The organism is Nocardia arseniciresistens (genome assembly GCF_046764875.1).
Classification (GTDB): domain Bacteria; phylum Actinomycetota; class Actinomycetes; order Mycobacteriales; family Mycobacteriaceae; genus Nocardia; species Nocardia arseniciresistens.
Genome location: NZ_JBKORD010000022.1, coordinates 76,573 through 93,289, shown reverse-complemented (window position 1 = coordinate 93,289; position 16,717 = coordinate 76,573). Strand labels below are relative to the sequence as shown.

General features: G+C 66.5%; 16 protein-coding genes and 1 tRNA gene. 7 read left to right on the top strand and 10 right to left on the bottom strand.

Going from position 1 to position 16,717, the window contains the following annotated elements; translation table 11 throughout:
- Nucleotides 1–7 precede the first annotated feature (7 nt).
- Nucleotides 8–577 carry an amino-acid N-acetyltransferase gene (locus tag ACLMAJ_RS33125; RefSeq protein WP_412017816.1) on the top strand — a complete coding sequence of 190 codons (570 nt, stop codon included), beginning with the start codon at nucleotides 8–10 and terminating at the stop codon, nucleotides 575–577.
- A 12-nt stretch (nucleotides 578–589) separates the two neighbouring features.
- Nucleotides 590–874 carry a YciI family protein gene (locus ACLMAJ_RS33120; protein WP_412017815.1) on the top strand — a complete coding sequence of 95 codons (285 nt, stop codon included), beginning with the start codon at nucleotides 590–592 and terminating at the stop codon, nucleotides 872–874.
- Between the two features lie 61 nt (nucleotides 875–935).
- Here the strand turns inward: ACLMAJ_RS33120 and ACLMAJ_RS33115 are convergent, their stop codons facing one another.
- Complete coding sequence (locus ACLMAJ_RS33115) at nucleotides 936–1,937, bottom strand: TerC family protein (protein WP_412017814.1); 1,002 nt, start codon at nucleotides 1,935–1,937, stop codon at nucleotides 936–938.
- Between the two features lie 561 nt (nucleotides 1,938–2,498).
- Between ACLMAJ_RS33115 and ACLMAJ_RS33110 the strand changes: the two genes are divergently transcribed.
- Nucleotides 2,499–2,572 (top strand) — tRNA-Leu (locus tag ACLMAJ_RS33110).
- A 107-nt stretch (nucleotides 2,573–2,679) separates the two neighbouring features.
- Here the strand turns inward: ACLMAJ_RS33110 and ACLMAJ_RS33105 are convergent.
- Nucleotides 2,680–3,663, bottom strand: a complete 984-nt coding sequence (locus ACLMAJ_RS33105) for a helix-turn-helix domain-containing protein (RefSeq protein ID WP_412017813.1) — start codon at nucleotides 3,661–3,663, stop codon at nucleotides 2,680–2,682.
- A gap of 70 nt (nucleotides 3,664–3,733) precedes the next feature.
- Between ACLMAJ_RS33105 and ACLMAJ_RS33100 the strand changes: the two genes are divergently transcribed.
- Nucleotides 3,734–3,883: a hypothetical protein gene (locus ACLMAJ_RS33100; RefSeq protein WP_412017812.1), complete on the top strand. Its 150-nt coding sequence runs from the start codon at nucleotides 3,734–3,736 to the stop codon at nucleotides 3,881–3,883.
- Nucleotides 3,884–3,952: 69 nt separating this feature from the next.
- Here ACLMAJ_RS33100 and ACLMAJ_RS33095 read toward each other — a convergent pair whose 3' ends face one another.
- Together ACLMAJ_RS33095 and ACLMAJ_RS33090 are read right to left on the bottom strand one after the other, a co-directional pair.
- On the bottom strand, nucleotides 3,953–6,535 hold the full coding sequence (locus tag ACLMAJ_RS33095; protein ID WP_412017811.1) for a DNA translocase FtsK: 2,583 nt from the start codon (nucleotides 6,533–6,535) through the stop codon (nucleotides 3,953–3,955).
- Between the two features lie 156 nt (nucleotides 6,536–6,691).
- Nucleotides 6,692–7,315 carry a TIGR03085 family metal-binding protein gene (locus ACLMAJ_RS33090; RefSeq protein ID WP_412017810.1) on the bottom strand — a complete coding sequence of 208 codons (624 nt, stop codon included), beginning with the start codon at nucleotides 7,313–7,315 and terminating at the stop codon, nucleotides 6,692–6,694.
- Nucleotides 7,316–7,573: 258 nt separating this feature from the next.
- Here ACLMAJ_RS33090 and ACLMAJ_RS33085 point away from each other — a divergent pair, with 258 nt between their 5' ends.
- Entirely contained in the window at nucleotides 7,574–7,942 is a 369-nt protein-coding gene (locus ACLMAJ_RS33085) for a DUF4189 domain-containing protein (protein WP_412017809.1), read from the top strand.
- Nucleotides 7,943–8,005: 63 nt separating this feature from the next.
- On the top strand, nucleotides 8,006–8,554 hold the full coding sequence (locus ACLMAJ_RS33080) for a WKL family lipoprotein (RefSeq protein ID WP_412017808.1): 549 nt from the start codon (nucleotides 8,006–8,008) through the stop codon (nucleotides 8,552–8,554).
- Between the two features lie 62 nt (nucleotides 8,555–8,616).
- Here the strand turns inward: ACLMAJ_RS33080 and ACLMAJ_RS33075 are convergent, their stop codons facing one another.
- Nucleotides 8,617–10,686, bottom strand: a complete 2,070-nt coding sequence (locus ACLMAJ_RS33075) for a ribonuclease J (RefSeq protein ID WP_412017807.1) — start codon at nucleotides 10,684–10,686, stop codon at nucleotides 8,617–8,619.
- Complete coding sequence (dapA, locus tag ACLMAJ_RS33070; protein ID WP_412017806.1) at nucleotides 10,683–11,591, bottom strand: 4-hydroxy-tetrahydrodipicolinate synthase; 909 nt, start codon at nucleotides 11,589–11,591, stop codon at nucleotides 10,683–10,685. Before dapA ends, ACLMAJ_RS33075 begins: the two co-directional genes overlap by 4 nt.
- A 147-nt stretch (nucleotides 11,592–11,738) precedes the next feature.
- On the opposite strand from dapA, the gene ACLMAJ_RS33065 reads away from it, so the two are divergent.
- Nucleotides 11,739–12,191, top strand: coding sequence for a hypothetical protein (locus ACLMAJ_RS33065; protein ID WP_412017805.1), 453 nt, complete (start codon nucleotides 11,739–11,741; stop codon nucleotides 12,189–12,191).
- Nucleotides 12,192–12,226: 35 nt separating this feature from the next.
- Here the strand turns inward: ACLMAJ_RS33065 and ACLMAJ_RS33060 are convergent, their stop codons facing one another.
- The 4 genes from ACLMAJ_RS33060 to ACLMAJ_RS33045 form a co-directional block, all read right to left on the bottom strand.
- Nucleotides 12,227–13,426, bottom strand: a complete 1,200-nt coding sequence (locus ACLMAJ_RS33060; protein ID WP_412017804.1) for a winged helix-turn-helix domain-containing protein — start codon at nucleotides 13,424–13,426, stop codon at nucleotides 12,227–12,229.
- A gap of 49 nt (nucleotides 13,427–13,475) precedes the next feature.
- Nucleotides 13,476–14,495, bottom strand: coding sequence for a hypothetical protein (locus ACLMAJ_RS33055; RefSeq protein WP_412017803.1), 1,020 nt, complete (start codon nucleotides 14,493–14,495; stop codon nucleotides 13,476–13,478).
- The gene (locus ACLMAJ_RS33050; protein ID WP_412017802.1) at nucleotides 14,488–15,774 is read right to left on the bottom strand and encodes a sensor histidine kinase; all 1,287 of its coding nucleotides are present in this window, start codon (nucleotides 15,772–15,774) and stop codon (nucleotides 14,488–14,490) included. Before ACLMAJ_RS33050 ends, ACLMAJ_RS33055 begins: the two co-directional genes overlap by 8 nt.
- A gap of 71 nt (nucleotides 15,775–15,845) precedes the next feature.
- Complete coding sequence (locus ACLMAJ_RS33045; protein WP_412017801.1) at nucleotides 15,846–16,574, bottom strand: DNA-binding response regulator; 729 nt, start codon at nucleotides 16,572–16,574, stop codon at nucleotides 15,846–15,848.
- Between the last annotated feature and the right edge of the window lie 143 nt (nucleotides 16,575–16,717).

Sequence of the window (16,717 nt, the reverse complement as noted above, 5' to 3'; positions counted from 1 at the left end):
GCACCCCATGACCTCTCGGGGACCAGTAGGTGGTCCGACCAGCGATGCGCATACCGGCGTGGCACCCGCCACCCATGATTCCACCCCCGTGGTGCGACGCGCGCGAACCTCCGATGTGCCCGAGATCAAGCACCTCGTCGATGTCTACGCCGGTCGGATCCTGCTGGAAAAGAACCTGGTCAACTTGTACGAGGCGGTCCAGGAATTCTGGGTCGCCGAGCTCGACGGCCGGGTGGTCGGCTGTGGCGCGCTGCACGTGCTGTGGGCGGATCTCGGCGAGATGCGCACGGTCGCGGTACATCCAGACGTCAAGGGCCTCGGGGTCGGCAAACTCCTCGTGCACCGGCTCGTCGCGGTAGCCAGGGAGCTGGAACTCGGGCGGCTGTTCGTGCTCACCTTCGAAGTGGACTTCTTCGCAAGGCACGGTTTCGTCGAGATCGAGGGCACGCCGGTGACGGCCGAGGTGTATGCCGAGATGTGCCGCTCCTATGACACCGGTGTCGCCGAGTTCCTCGATCTCAGCTACGTGAAACCCAACACCCTCGGCAATACTCGAATGCTGTTGAACCTCTCCTAAGGAGCGACACCCGTGCCGATCTTCGCCGTTCACTACACCTATTCCGATGCGACCGTCCCCGGCCGCGACACCCACCGCCCTGAGCATCGGACCTGGTTGTCGAGCCAAATCGAGGCAGGCACCCTGCTCAGCACCGGGCCGTACCCGGATGGCTCGGGAGCGTTGCTGCTGTTTCGGGCCGAGGACTTGCCCACGCTCGCGGGCCTGCTCGAGCAGGACCCGTTCGCGCGGGAGCAGCTGATCGACGCGGTCCGCGCCGTGGAGTGGGCGCCGGTGATGGGCGCTTTCGCTTCCTGATCGGATCCGCTGGGCCGAGACCGTCGGCGTCACCTGTCACGATGACGCCGACGGTTGTCGCTTATTCGCCGGGGCCGTCGACCTTCTGGGGCGCGGCACCCCTCGTCTTGATCAAACTGGCGACCGTCGCCACGATCAGGATGCCGAGGATGACCGCGAGCGACATCGGCGTGGAAATCTCCGGCACGCTCACATGCTCACCACCGTTGATGAACGGCAGCGTGTTCTCGTGCAGCGCGTGCAGCACCAGCTTGACGCCGATGAACGCCAGGATGGCCGAGAGTCCGTAGGAGAGATAGACCAGACGGTCCAGCAATCCGCCGATCAAGAAGAACAGCTGACGTAAGCCCATGAGCGCGAACGCGTTCGCGGTGAAGACGATGTAGGGCTCCTCGGTGAGACCGTAAATCGCCGGAATCGAGTCCAGCGCGAACAGTAGGTCGGCGAAGCCGATCGCGAGCAGCGCGAGCAGCAGCGGCGTGACCATCCGACGTCCGTCGATCCGGGTGATCAGCTTGTCGCCGTCGTAGGTATCGGTAGTCGGGAGCACCCGCTTGGCAAGCGCGACGATGCGGCTATCGCGTTTCTCCTCGTGCTCGACCTCGTGCCCGCTCTCGCCGAGCAACTTGATCGCGGTGTAGACGAGAAACAGCCCGAACAGATAGAACACCCAGCTGAACGCGCTGATCGCGGCCGCGCCGACAGCGATGAAGATGCCTCGCATCACCAGCGCGAGCACGATGCCGATCAGCAGCACCTTCTGCTGATAGATCCGCGGCACCGCGAACGTGGACATGATGATGAGGAAGATGAACAGGTTGTCCACCGAGAGCGCCTTCTCGGTGACGAAACCCGCGTAGTACTCCCCCGCGAAGGTCGAGCCCCACTGCCAGGCGACGACTCCGCCGAACACCAGCGCGAGCCCGATGTACACAGCCGACCAGATCCCGGATTCCTTGAAACTCGGGTCGTGTGGGGTGCGAACGTGTGCGAAGAAGTCGAAGACGAACAGCCCCAGGATCACGACAATCGTGATCACCCATTCGACAGCGGTTACGTGCATGCGGCGTCCCTGTGGTTGATCATGACATCAAGCATGCCCGATTTGTCCGTTCTTGTCGCTTGCGGGTTAGTTGCTGTTCATAATTTCACATGCGGCCCCGCCTCCCGCCATGCCGCAGATGCCACATCGGCACCGACACGATCCCGCTCTCGCGACTCGGAGCAACCATGATCGGACTGGATTTTCACTGACACCGATAGCAACTCCATCAGTTTTCGATACCGATATCCGAGCCGTAAATCGGTTCCCTACCGGGAGACCCGATGCTACGGTCGGAGACAACGAAACCCACGAACCACAGAAGGCCGGGCAGATGATCGGGCAGACCCAGCAGCGACGGCAACGATTGCTAGATGGTGCCTGGCTGACCTATGCCCTACGTCCCGCCATGCAATCCGGCGATCGCGCGATCCGTGTGAGCGGCCTCTGAGGTCTCGATTTCGAGAAGACCTGCGACAGGGGTCATTCCACGGCACACGCCGAGGAATGGCCCCTTTCAGTTTTTTCTCCGCCGGTGCGGGCCGGTGGTTCGATCCCACCCACGGGCACCCGAAAAACCAATCCCTCGTAGCCCAACCGGTAGAGGCACCGGCCCTAGAAGTCGGATAGTGCGAGTTCGAATCTCGCCGAGGGAACGATCCGCGTACGCGCGGAAGTGTCTGTAGCTCAAACAGATAGAGCTCATGCAGGCTGCCGTCTGGCTCTCATAAGGCCCGATCGCGTGGTTCGACTCCACGATGAGCTACTTGCGCTCGACTGCGGCGGGTGGGCGGAAGGTGCGGCGGTAGGCGGACGGGGACGTGCGCATGGCGTTGTGGAAATGGTGCCGGAAGGTGACCGGGGCGTCGAAGCCGACGGTCGCGGCGATCCGCTCGACAGACATATCGGTGGTCTCCAGCAGCGGCAAGCTCGCCTGGACCCGCTGACCGATCAGCCAGCGGATCGGGCTGGTACCGGCGCAGCGGTTGAAGTGGCGCAGATAGGTTCTGGTCGACATATGCGCTTTGCGCGCCAGCAGGTCGACGGTGATCGGCTCGGCCAGGTGCTGCCGCGCCCAGGCCATGCTGCTCGCCACCCGGTCGTCGTCCGCGTCGGCGACCACCAGTGCCTCGATGTACTGCGCCTGGCCGCCCTCCCGATGTGGCTGGACCACCAGGCGCCTGGCAACCGCGTTGGCGACCGCGACACCGAAGTCGTTGCGAACGATGTGCAGGCACAGATCGAGACCGGCAGCGCAACCGGCGCTGGTCAGCACGGCACCGTCGTCGACGTAGAGCGGGCGCGGGTCGACCTCGATCGCCGGATAGCGTCGGCGCAGTTGGTCGGCGTAGCGCCAGTGCGTGGTGGCCCGCCGCCCGTCGAGCAGTCCGGCGGCGGCCAATGCGAACGCGCCGGAGCAGATCGACACCACCCTGGCGCCACGTTGGTGCGCCAACCGCAGCGCCGCCACCAACTCCGGCGACGACTCGACGGTCGGGTCCACGACGCTGGGCACGATGACGGTATCGGCGGCGGCCAGGTCGTCGAGACCGTACGGCGACGAGAGGGTGGCGCCACCGATCATCCGGACCGGCTCACGACTCTCGGTGCAAATGGTCAGTTCGTACCAGTCCGCGTCGATGTCGGGCCAGACCAATCCGAACACCTCGGTCACGATGCCGGTTTCGAAGGCAGTCATGCCGTCGTAAGCCAGTACCGACACCGTCGGCTTCCTGATCGCACTCATGGCCAAATCTTAGCGAAGAGTGTCATTGACGCCACTCGTCGACGCTGCTCGGGACGCGCACCATTGCCCTATGCACTTCACAGTCCCGAGGTACCTCCGCACTTTGTGGCAGACACTCGCCGACTTCGCCTACGGCATCAACGCAGGAAACGCCATCAGGCACGGCCTCGACCCGTCGCCACGGCGAACTGCTCGCGACACCTGCCGTGAGGCCGGATAGCCACGGATTTCGGCTGTTTCATCGACCACACCCACCAGCGGACAGGCGAACGACGGCCACCGCTACCGGTTACTCCTCATCGGCGCTGTCGGATTCATCCCCGCCGCCGCGGATCGACCAGAGCAGGCCGTCCAGCTCATCCGGTTTGATGAGGACATCGCGGGCCTTCGACCCCTCGCTGGGACCGACGACGCCGCGGGTTTCCATCAGGTCCATCAGGCGACCCGCCTTGGCGAAGCCGACGCGGAGTTTGCGCTGCAACATCGAGGTGGAGCCGAATTGGGAGCTCACCACCAGTTCTACGGCCTGGACGAAAACCTCGAGGTCGTCGCCGATGTCGGCATCGACGTCCTTCTTCTCGCCTGCCTTCGCGGCGGTAACGCCCTCTTGGTAGTCGGGTTCAGCCTGGTTCTTGGCGAAATCGACGACGGCGTGGATTTCCTCGTCGCTGATGAAGGCACCCTGGAGGCGAGTGGGTTTGTTCGCGCCCATCGGCAGGAACAGGCCGTCGCCCATACCGATCAGCTTCTCCGCGCCGGGCTGGTCGAGGATGACTCGGGAGTCGGTGAGCGAGGACGTGGCGAAGGCCAGGCGAGAGGGCACGTTGGTCTTGATCAGGCCGGTGACCACGTCCACCGAAGGCCGCTGGGTGGCGAGCACGAGGTGAATGCCCGCGGCGCGGGCCTTCTGCGTGATACGGACGATTGCTTCCTCGACATCGCGCGGCGCGGTCATCATCAGGTCGGCGAGTTCGTCGACGATGGCAAGGATGTACGGATAGGGGCGATAGACCCGCTCGCTGCCGAGCGGCGCGGTGATCGCACCGGACTTCACCTTCTTGTTGAAGTCGTCGATGTGGCGGACCTTGTTGACCTGCATGTCCTGATAGCGCTGCTCCATCTCCTCCACCAGCCAGGCAAGCGCCGCCGCGGCCTTCTTCGGCTGGGTGATGATGGGCGTGATCAGGTGCGGAATGCCCTCGTAGGGGGTGAGTTCCACCATCTTCGGGTCGATGAGGATCATCCGGACCTCGTCGGGCGTTGCCCGACCGAGCAGCGAAACCAGCATCGAGTTCACGAAACTCGACTTACCGGAACCAGTCGAGCCTGCCACCAGCAGGTGCGGCATCTTCGCCAGGTTCGCCGAGACGAAATCGCCTTCGATGTTCTTGCCGAGTCCGATCACCAACGGGTGATGGTCATTTCGGGTCGAGGGCGCTTTGAGCACATCGGCGAGGCGAACCAATTCACGGTCGGCGTTGGGTACCTCGATGCCGACGGCCGACTTGCCGGGAATCGGAGCGAGTAGCCGAACATTCTCCGTCGCAACGGCATACGCGATATTCCGGGCCAGCGCGGTGATCTTCTCGACCTTGACGCCGGGCCCGAGCTCGACCTCGTAGCGAGTGACGGTCGGGCCGCGCACGAATCCGGTGACCGCCGCGTCGATCTTGAACTGCACCAGCACCTCGGTGATCGCCTCGATCATCGATTCGTTGGCGGCACTGCGCTTCTTGGGTGGATCACCGTCGGTCAGCAGCGTGAGCGGCGGCAGTACATAGTCGCCCTCGATCTCCCTGTCGGCGATCAGTTCCATCTGCTTCGGCGGCGGTGGGGTCTGGTCGGCGACCTTGACCGGACGCTTCTTCGGCTTGGGCTTCTCTTCGGGCGGTTCGGCCGCGATGGGTTTGGCGTCGCGCAGCGGCGGCTCGCCGATTACCTCGGTGACCGCATCGGAGTTGCCGAACTCGTCGGGCGGATAGTTCTCGGCCGGGGTGCGGCCGCGACGCGTCGTCCCGCTGGAACGATGCAACGGGAACCCGTCCGCGTCGTAGTTGGCGGGATCGTATTCGCCGTCGTAGTCACCGTATTCGTCACCACCGGTGCCGAGGCCGAAGTAGTGCCGCAGCTGGTTGGGCACCTCACGAACGGTGGTCCCTGTCAGTAGAAGTACGCCGAAAATAATGGCGAGCAACAGAATCGGCACCGACAGCCAGGCGGTGAGCCCGCTGGTGAGCGGGCCGCCCATCACGAAGCCGACGAAACCCGCTGCCCGGGAACGTTCGTGCGCATCGGTCGGCGATCCGGCGGCGACATGCCAGAGTCCGAGGATCGGCAGCCCGACAAGTAGTCCGCCGAGCACAAGTCGCGGCCGGATTTCCGGGTGCGCCTCGGTGCGCATCAACACGACAGCGATCGCGGTGGCCACGAAAGGCAGCCCGGCCGAGGCCGATCCGGCGACCGCGCGGATAGCTTCCTCGACCCAGTGTCCGATCGGTCCGCCCGCCGACAACCACACCGCCGCCGCGATCACCGCGCTCAGCGCGATAAGAGCGAGCGCGATGCCGTCGCGGCGATGGCCGTGTTCGATCTCGCCGGCCCGGCTGATCGTGCGGGTGGTGGCACCGAGGCCGCGCGCGAGCATATTCCAGCCGGTGCTGATGCCGCGGCTGATCACCGCGAGTGGCGCGGTATCGGACTTGCGGCGGGCCGGGCGGCGGGCCGCGGCGGAGCGTGCGCGCGGCGCGGCGGTGGCGCGCGGGTTAGCGGCACCACGCGGTGTTGCCGAGCGGGACCGTGCCGCGGTGGTCCTGCCTCGGGCCGATCCCGCCCGCGCACGAGAGGTCGTGGAGCTGCGGGACTTACCTGCCATGACCTCAGGCTAGCCGCTAACGCACCATCCGGACCATCCGCAACACTGGTATCGGCCGTCTCAACCGCGCCGAATCGCGCGGAAGCGCAGGTCGTACCGGCCGCCGTCGAGCTGGCTTCTTCCCTGAATCGCCGTCGTGTGTCGAGCGTGCTGCGGCTACACCGAACGATCGAGGGCGAGTACCGCGCGAACATCACCGGGATCACCGGCGGTCTCCAGCCGAACCTCGTCGCGGCCGAACGCATGCAGCAACAGCTCAGAGGGCTTGGCGGTCAACGTCACCTCGGCATCGGATTTCGTGTGCACCACCGCCCGGTCACCGTCCGGTGTCGCGAGTACGACGGTCACCGCCGCCTTCCGGTACGCCATTCGCCCCATTTTGCGCAGCAGCGACCACAGCCTCGCCTCGTCGGCGTCCGACAGCTTGCGCGGCTCCCATCCCGGCGTGCCACGACGCACATCTTCGTGGTGGACGAACATCTCGGACAGGTTGGCAACGGCGTCGACCAGGCGCAGCGGCGACCACCACGGCGGTCCGGTGCGCACCTGCTCGAGCAGCTCGGGGAAGGGCGCGAGTGCCGCCTTGGCCTGCACGCCTTCGAGATACCCCGCCAGCGGCTTCAGCATGATCCCCGGCGCCGCGTCGGGGCGACGCTCGCGAACCACCAAGTGCGCCGCCAGTTCTCGTACCGTCCACTCCCCGCAAAGAGTCGGTGCGTCCGGTCCGACGGCGGACATCGCCTCGACCAGCGCCTGACGTTCCCGCTGTGCCATGCTCACGTGCTCGAACATAGTCGATCGCCGCGACATCGCCCTGTCGCACAACATGTTTTCTTCGCTTGCATCCCGGCTTTCGCTCGGCAACACTATCCATCGCACGCCCGGTGCGGGGAGACATGATTCCTCCGGCATCACCCGGCATCGAGTGGCTCCCATGGCCGCGCCCCGAATTCTCGGGTAGCGCTTGCGGCCTCGGCTCTGTAGCTTGTCACTCGGTCCATCGGGTCGTGGACCTGTGAGCAAGAAGGGGATTCACCTGTGAAGAAATTCGTCACCGGTGCCGCCATCATGGCGGCAACGGTTGGAACTGTGCTGGCCACCGCGGCGCCCGCGCAAGCCGCGTACGGGTATTACGGCGCCATCGCCGTCTCCAGCAACGGGGACTACGCGATCTCGAACAACTACGGCAGCTACTCGGCGGCGGAGAGTTCCGCCGTGTCGGGCTGTGGCGCCGGTTGCGAGGTGCTGATCTCGTGGACCAACGGCTGCGGTGTCCTCGCCAGCTCGTCGTCGCAATGGAGCGCTTCCGCTCGCGCCAGCTACTCCGCCGCCAAATCGGCCGCGTTGAGCCGGGTGGCCGGCGGCCACGTCGTGGACTGGCGCTGCACCAGCGGCTACTCGCTGTAAACCGACATCACCTCCGTCGCAGCGCCCGTCCGGGTCCGCGACACATATTCCAGGGGAAATTCAGTGAAGCAGAGAACAATTCGAGCGGCGGTCGCGGTCGCGGTCGCGACCGCGGCATTCGGACTCACCGCGTGCAGCTCCGACGACTCGTCGTCGGGCTCGAGCACGCCGACGTCGGCGGCAGGCAAGTTCGAGAGCGGTAAGAGCGGCGAGGGCACCGCGGAAGGTTCCGCGAAGCCGACGACGGTACCGAACCTGGCCAAGCCCGCCGTCTCGCTGCTCAACGAGCGCATCACCAAGGCGTTCGATCCGAGCGTCAGCAGCGAGGAAAAGATCACCTGGGTGCAGGACGCCGAGCGCGATCCCCAGCTGGTCGACAAGCTCGTCGAGGCCGCCAAGGCGCAGAACGTCAAGGTGGAGATCACCGGCGTGCAGGAGCCGACAGACGGCAAGCTGAAGGCCGACGCCAAGGTCACCATCAATGGTGAACCGGTGCAGAATGCCTTCGTCGAGTTCGTCGCCGAGGGTGATCAGTGGAAGGTCTCGCACCAGTTCACCTGCAACGTCGTGAAGTCGGCGAAGCTGGATTCGGCTGCCTGCCAAGCGAAGTAAGCTTCAGCACGAAATACGAAACCGCCGGATGATGTCTGACATCATCCGGCGGTTTCTGTCTGCTAGACCCCGATAACGGTGGGGATGATCATCGGGCGGCGACGGTAGACATCCGCCACCCAGCGACCGACGACGCGGCGCACGCTCTGCGCGATGCGGTGGGTGTCGGTGATGCCCTCGCCCGCCAGCCGCAGCAGTTCGGCCTCGACGAGTTCCGCGGCATCAGCGAGCGCGGTGGGATCGTCGGAGAAGCCGCGGCCGCTCACCTCTGGCGCGCTGACGGCCTTGCCGGTGGAGGAGTCGACCGCGACGGTGATCGAGATGAACCCACCCTCGCCGAGCACCAGCCGGTCCGACAGCGTCGATTCGCCGACATCGCCGACCGAAAGGCCGTCGACGTAGACGTGCCCGACCGGGACCCGCCCGACGATCGAGGCGATCCCGTCGACCAGGTCGACAACGACACCGTCCTCGGCGAGCACGACCCGGTCCTCCGGCACGCCGGTGGCGATGGCCAACGCGGCGTTGGCGCGCAGATGCCGCCATTCGCCGTGCACCGGCATCGCGTTGGTCGGGCGGACCGCGTTGTACAGGTACAGCAGTTCGCCCGCGGACGCGTGCCCGGAGACGTGTACCTTCGCGTTCTGCTGGGTGATCACGGTCGCGCCGAGCCGGGCCAGGCCGTTGACCACGGCGAAGACCGAGTTCTCGTTGCCGGGGATGAGCGAGGAGGCCAGCACGACCAGGTCGTCCTGGCGGATATTGATCTGGCGGTGTTCACCGCGCGCCATCCTGGACAGCGCCGAGAGTGGTTCGCCCTGTGAGCCGGTCGAGATCAGCACCAGCCGGTCGCCGGGCAGCGTCGCGGCGACGTCGAGATCGACAACGACGGAGTCCGGGACGGTCAGGTATCCGAGATCCTGGGCGATCTCCATATTGCGGACCATCGAGCGTCCGACGAAGCAGACCCGCCGCCCGTATTTCTGCGCGACATCGACGACCTGCTGGATGCGGTGCACGTGGCTGGCGAACGACGCGACGATCACGCGGCCGCGGGCTTTGCCGATCACCGTGTCCAGGACGCCGCCGATCTCGCGTTCCGGTGTGACGAAGCCGGGCACCTCGGCGTTGGTCGAGTCGACAAGGAACAGGTCGACGCCTTCGTCACCGAGGCGAGAGAACCCTGCGAGGTCGGTGAGCCGACCGTCCAGCGGCAGCTGATCGAGCTTGATGTCGCCGGTGTGCAGTACGACACCCGCCGGGGTACGAATGGCCACCGCGAGCGCGTCCGGGATCGAGTGGTTGACCGCGAAGTACTCGCACTCGAACACGCCGTGTGTGGTGCGCTCGCCCTCGACGACCTCGGTGAGCTTCGGACGCTGGCGGTGCTCCTTGCACTTCGCCGCGACCAGCGCGAGGGTGAACTTCGAACCGATGACCGGGATGTCGGGGCGCAGCCGCAGCAGGAACGGGATCGCGCCGATGTGATCCTCGTGGCCGTGGGTGAGCACGACGGCGACGACATCGTCGATCCGGTCCTCGATGGGCCGGAAGTCGGGCAGGATCAGGTCGACGCCCGGCTGCTGGTCCTCGGGGAACAGCACACCGCAGTCGACGATGAGCAGCTTGCCGCCATACTCGAAAACCGTCATGTTGCGGCCGATTTCGCCGATGCCGCCGAGGGCGAAGACGCGCAGACCGTTCTTGGGCAGCTTCGGCGGGGCGCCGAGGCGATCGGCGATAGGGCGATCAGCGGGTCGGGTCGGTGCTTGCTCGGCGCGGCCTCGGCCCGACTGCTGACGCGCGCGTCCCGGCTTCTTCGCCGGTGCTTGCTGCTCGGCGGGGGCCGAGGTCTTCTTGGCGGCCTTCTTGGCGGGCGCGTTGTCCGATGCGGCCTGCTTCGCGCGGCGCGCTCCGGATTGTGTCGCGCCCGCGGCCTGGACGGCACTCGCGGCCTGACCGGCCGACTCGACCTGCGCCGCGGCCGCGGCCTGCACAATGCTGTCGAGCTCTATCGGACTGTCCTGTGGTGCGGGTTGGGCGGCCTTCGGGGCACGCTTCGGTGTGGGTGGCGGTGCGCCCGCCGCACGGGAAGCGGCGCGGCGGGGGCGACGTGCTAGCGGCTCACTCATCCGAGCACCCCGGCGATCTGCAGGTCAGCGGACAACTCGTCGAGCTGTTCGGCGATGGGCATCAGTTGTGGCAAGCGTGGCTCTCCTACGTCTACGCCGAGCAATCGAAGCCCGGCTTTACTCATGGCGACACCACCGAGACGGGTCATCGCCGCGTTCAACGGCAGCAGGCTGACATTGATCTGCCTGGCGCGCACCACATCACCGGCCGCCCAGGCATCACGCATCGCGCGCAGCCGTTCGGGCACGAGATGCCCTATGACACTGATAAATCCGACGGCGCCGACCGAAAGCCAGGGCAGATTCAGCGCATCATCGCCGGAGTAGAAGGCCAGATCGGTCGTGGCGATCAGGCCCGCGCCCGCGTTGAGGTCCCCCTTGGCGTCCTTGACCGCGACGATACGCGGATGCTCGGCAAGCCTACGGATGGTGTCGGTGGCAATGGGGATCACCGAGCGCGGCGGAATGTCGTACAGGGTGACCGGCAGATCGGTTGCGTCGGCGACGGCCGTGAAATGGGCGAGCAGACCGGCCTGCGAGGGACGCGAGTAGTACGGGGTCACCACCAGCAACCCGTGCGCACCGGCCCGCTGGGCGTTGCGCGCGAGTTCGATGGAATGCGCGGTGTCGTAGGTGCCCGCACCGGCGATCACGGTGGCACGGTCGCCGACGGCGTCGACGACGGCGCGCAGCAGATCGGCCTTCTCCAGTTCGGTGGTAGTCGGCGATTCACCGGTGGTACCGGAGATCGCCAGCAGATCGACGCCGCGCTCGACCAAACGAGCCGCCAAGGCAACACCGGCATCGACGTCGAGCTTGCCCTCGGCACTGAAGGGAGTCACCATCGCGACACCTACCGTGCCGGAGGCACGCAGCTCCGTTGGCGTCGATTCACCGTTCGTCATGGTCAGAAAGGCTACCCGCTCTATGGAATGCGCTCGACACCCTGACCACCGATCGGACCGCCCATGCGAGCGATTCGACTCCCACTGCGCGGCACTGGCGTCAAGCCGCACCTTGTATGACATCACGAATGGCGTCACAATGATGTCATGGATCTCAACAAGTACACCAATCGGCTACGTGACGACCTGATCGCGGCCGCCGCGCTCGGGGACGAAAAAACCCAGGCCACCGCCGCCGCGTTGGCCGCGGCGGCGGAGAGTGCGACCCGGCTCGCACTGCTTGCCGCACTATCGGACATGGCCACCGAGGTCAGCACCGCGCTCGGTGACCGCACCGTGCACGTCTCCGTCGACGGAACCGACGCGAGCGTGGATGTGCGCAAGAACTCGGCAACCTCTGCCGAGGGCGACCATCCGAGCTTCGAGGAAATGACCGGCGATATCAGCCGCGTCACCCTGCGTCTGGTCGAACAGCTGAAATCGCGTGCCGAAGAGGCTGCCGCGCAGAGCAATATGTCGCTCAACTCGTGGCTGTCGGGCGTGGTTTCGGGCGCGCTGCGCGATCAGATGCGTGGTTATGGGCCCAAGCGCGACGTCTGATCACACCCGAGGTCAGATCAGACCCCAAGGTCGGATCACAACAGCGGGGCGAGATCACCGCGCTCACCGATCACCACTTTGTCCAGTTCGAGCCAGTCCGCCATTTCTCGCAGCGCCTCGGCGAGCGCTGCGACGGTCTCCGATGTGCAGTAACCAGGTTCGGCGAAAGCGCCGGGTACCAACAGCCGTCCTGCCGCGCGCTCGGCGCGTAGGTCGACACGGCCGACGAGCTCACCGTTGAGCAGGAACGGGAAGACGTAATAGCCGTGCACCCGTTTAGGTTCCGGCGTGTAGATCTCGATCCGGTAGTGGAAGTCGAATACCCGCTCGGTGCGCGCACGGAAGAAGATCAGCGGATCGAACGGGCACAATAGGGCCGCGCCCTCGATCCGGCGTGGCGTCGCGGCACCGGTCCGCAGGTAGGCGGGCTTGTCCCAGCCCACGACCTCGACCCGTTCCAGCTCCCCCGCGTCGACCAGGGCGGCGATGGCAGGTTCGGTCTGCGTGCGATGGGTTCGGTAGTAATCGCGCAGGTCGGCTTCGGTCGCCACGCCGAGCGCGGTCGCCGCACGCAGCGTCAATTCGCGGATGGCTTCGTCCTCGGCAACCTCACGCGCCAATATCTCCGGCGGAATCACCCGTTCGACCAGGTCGTAGTGCCTGGCGAAACCGACCCGCTTGTCAACCGAAAGTGCGCCATTGGCGAAGAGTTGCTCGCAGATCATCTTCGTGTCGCTGAGGTTCCACCAGGACCCCTTGGGGCGCGGCTTATCCAGCTCGAGGTGCCGTTCTACCTCACCGGCGGTCGCCGCGCCGACCTCCGCGATCACCTCGAGGACGTCGTTGCCGAGCGTGGGATTGCGCTCGACCGCCCGCCGCATACCCTCCCAGCGGCCGTGGTCGTATCTAGCCATCCGCCACCGCATCAGCGGCCAGTCCTCGACCGGGATCAACGCGGCCTCGTGTGCCCAGTATTCGACAAGTTTGCGTGGCCGCCGCGCCCCGTGACTCCAGGCGGCCTCGTCCAGCAGCGCGCGGTCGTAGCCGCCGATTCTGCTGAACACCGGCGCGTAGTGCGCGCGAACCACTGCCGATACCGAATCCAGTTGCAGCAGTTGCGTTCTGCCCACAACATCGAGCACCGTTCGCCGGGTCGGCGCGGCCGGTTTGCGCCTGCCGAAACCCTGCGCGGCCAACGCCGTTCGCCGCGCCGCCGCCGCACTCATCTTCCGCATGACCGCACTGTGCCATGAAGGTCCGACAAGATCCCCGCCGCGGCCATCGTCAGGTCGAGATCGACACCTCTCCCGCGGTGTCGATCTCGGTGCGCCGATCGAGTTCGGGCGCGTTCGCGAGCACCGTTGCCAAGATCCTGCGGCCCATCGGCAGCACCCGCACCGTCACCGAACCCGTGTTGGCCGCATCCAATTCCTTTGTCGCCGAGTCGATTACCTGCTGACGCACCCAGTGCGGCACCCCGGCGAAGCCGCCGTCGTCGAGCAGCACCACCTCGACGCCACGGGAGCGCGCACCTCGGGCGGCACTGCTCAATTCATCGGTGACCAACTGTGGCGCGCGCAGCCCGTCGCGCAGTTCGGCCTCGAGCAGCCTGCACTGTTCGCGCTCGGCCGCGGTGAGCTCGGCACCACCGGCGATGCGTTCGAGGATCGGGCGGGCGACCTTGTCGAGCCTGGCCAGCTGTCGATCCCGTTCACCGTTCTCCGCGGCCATGGTAGCCTCCGCCGCCGCGCGCATGGTCGCATCCTCCCGCAGCAGGCGCAGCGATCGCTGCATCGGTCGCATGACCGCCGCACAGATCGAGATGCCCGCTACCGTCGCGACCGGTACCACCGACCCGACCACGACACCGACCCGCACTCCGGTCATCACACCGACGAGGGCGATCACCACCGCGATCCCGCCGACACCGAGCCAGGCAGCGCCCAAGCGGCCGCGCAGCACCAGCACCGCGAGGACGTAGGACGACGCGAACGGGGTCCACACCGGTTTTGTCAGGCCGTGTGTGACATCGATGGTGGTCAGCGCGGTCGCCACCGGTCCAGCGGCCGCGACGAACACCGTGGCCGGCCACGGCAGCGGGTCGACCGGAATCACCAGCACCAATACACCGGCGACGACCATGATCAGCAGCGCGGCCAGCGCCGGTATGGGCGCTGCCTCTGGCAGATTCCGCAGCATGTACAGCACGATGGTCAGCTCGAAAACAAGCAGGAACAGCCATGCCCAGCGATCTCGCAGGCCGAGCAGGTCGCGCAGCCCGAATTCGGTATGGGTGTCAGCCACCGCCACCCCAGACCAGCGTCACCGTGGTGCCTTCTCCCGGTTGGGATTCCACGAATCCGGCCCCGCCCGCCAGCTGTCGCATCCGCCCGAGAATGCTGACCGAGTTGCCGAGCCGATCGGCGGGCACCCGATCCAGATCGAAACCGGCGCCGTCGTCGCGGAACACCACGCGGATACCGCCCGCGCTCACGGTGACAGTCACCGTTCGCCGTACCGACCTGCCCGGCACCGTCGCATGACGCAGACTGTTGCGCACCGCCTCCGCGAGCGCGGCGGCGATGGTGCCCGCGGCGTCGACCGGTAACCGCAAATCATCGAGCCCTGCCCAACGCCGTGCGGTGAATCGGACTCCGGGATTCACCTCGTGTACCGCCGAGCGCAGGAAGCCGACCGCCGATTGCGCGTCGAGATGGTCGGGTTCGGTGTCACCGCCGCGGCATTCGTCGAGTTGGTCGAGTGTTCGTTGCGCCTGTTGGCGCAGCACCGGCGATTCGGTGCCCGCCCGGGAAGCATCGAGCAACGTCGACAGCACCGCATCATGGATCAGCGCGGCGAATCTCGCCTGCTCACGATCCCTTGCCGCCGCGCCTGCCACGGCCGCGGCCCGCTTGCTCGCGATCACCGACTCACGGTCGACGCGCGCCGCCGACGCGAGCGCGTAGGTACAGCACCACAGGAACATCGCGCACAGCCCAGCCGCGCGCGCGAAGTCGCCGATCAGCGACAACGTGGTGCCACCCGCCACAACAGAACGATTCGCCAGCGCCGCTTCCCCTGCCGCGACGATCAGATAGACGACCGACAGCGGCGGCCGCCACGCCAAGGCCGCCGCGAGGACACCGAGCGCGAGCACCCGATACACCCACACCGAGGACGCGTCCGAGGTCGGCTCCGAGTAGGCCAACGGAATAGTCGCCATCGCCGCGAGGAAACTCAGCGCCGCAAGTCCGGCTACCGTCCGGATCACCCGTCTGCTTCGCCCGAGCGACACCACGGCGAGCACCGGAAACCAGCCGAGGGCGAGTATCACGGTCAGCGCGGTCCAGCCGGGCGCCACGAATCGGCTCTGGTCGGCGATGTCGGGCAGTTCCACCACGGCGACGATCAGTCCGGCGAGACCGATGGTCAGACCGAGCCTGCGCAGAATGCGGTCGGCGGTCGACTCGGCGTGATTTTCCCCGGACACCGCCGCTACGCGACGGCGCCAACGACTCGACCGGAAGCGGTCCAGCGTCACGGAATCCGCGGCAGGGCTGTCCAGCGTGCTGGACGCGGTCATACCTGCGCCTCGCCGGCGCCCGACTCCGGCATGACCGCGACTGCGGCTGCGCTCATGTTCGCTCGCTAAGCTCACTCATGCGCGCGGATGCGCTCGGGAACCGGCAGCCATCCGTCCTCCACCGCCCGCTTGTACAGGTCGGTCTTGGTAGGAGCAGGGCGACCGGCGTCGGAATACTTCTGCCGAATCCGGCCGAGATAGTCGTTGACCGTCTGCTCGGAAAGGCCGGTCAGCCGCGCGACCCTGGAGGCCTTCTCGCCCGAGGCATACAGGGTGAGCACCTCTTCTTGACGCGGGCTCAACCCCACGTTGGACAGCTGTGGATCACCGTCGATGGCCGCGGCCCAATCGGTGGTCACCACTTGCTCGCCGGACGCTGCCCTGCGTACGGCCGCGACCACGGTCGGCAGATTCTCGGATTTGCGCACCACGCCGAGCACACCGGCCTTCGCGGCCGCGCGCACCAGAAACGCGTTGTCCGCCCCCGTGAACACCAGGACCTCCATCCCGCGGTCGCGCAGTGCGCGCACGTTGTCCTCGGGTGAGGATCCGTCGGCCAGCCGCAGGTCCAGCACCACCAAGTCCAGCACGGGTCGCGCCGCGGTCAGTGGCACTGCCGCATCGGCCGCTAGGCCGACGGCAGCGGCGGCCAACAGTTCCGGCACGGTCCCCGCGGTCAGCACCAAATCGAGATCCGGTTCCGGTGCGAGCATTGCGGCAAGCCCGATCGCGACCGATTCGTGGTCTTCGACGAGACCAATCCGCCGTGGCGCATCCGCGCCACCTTCGACCCAGGTCACCTCGAACTCCCATCCTGAGTAGCTCGTCCACAGCCCCACCGCTACAACGTCACCATGAGTATGCCCGGCGGATGCTTCCGGAGGTCAGCCACCAAAAGCGGGGGCCCACCCGGATACCGACGGTGGCAGATTCCGGTCGGTCG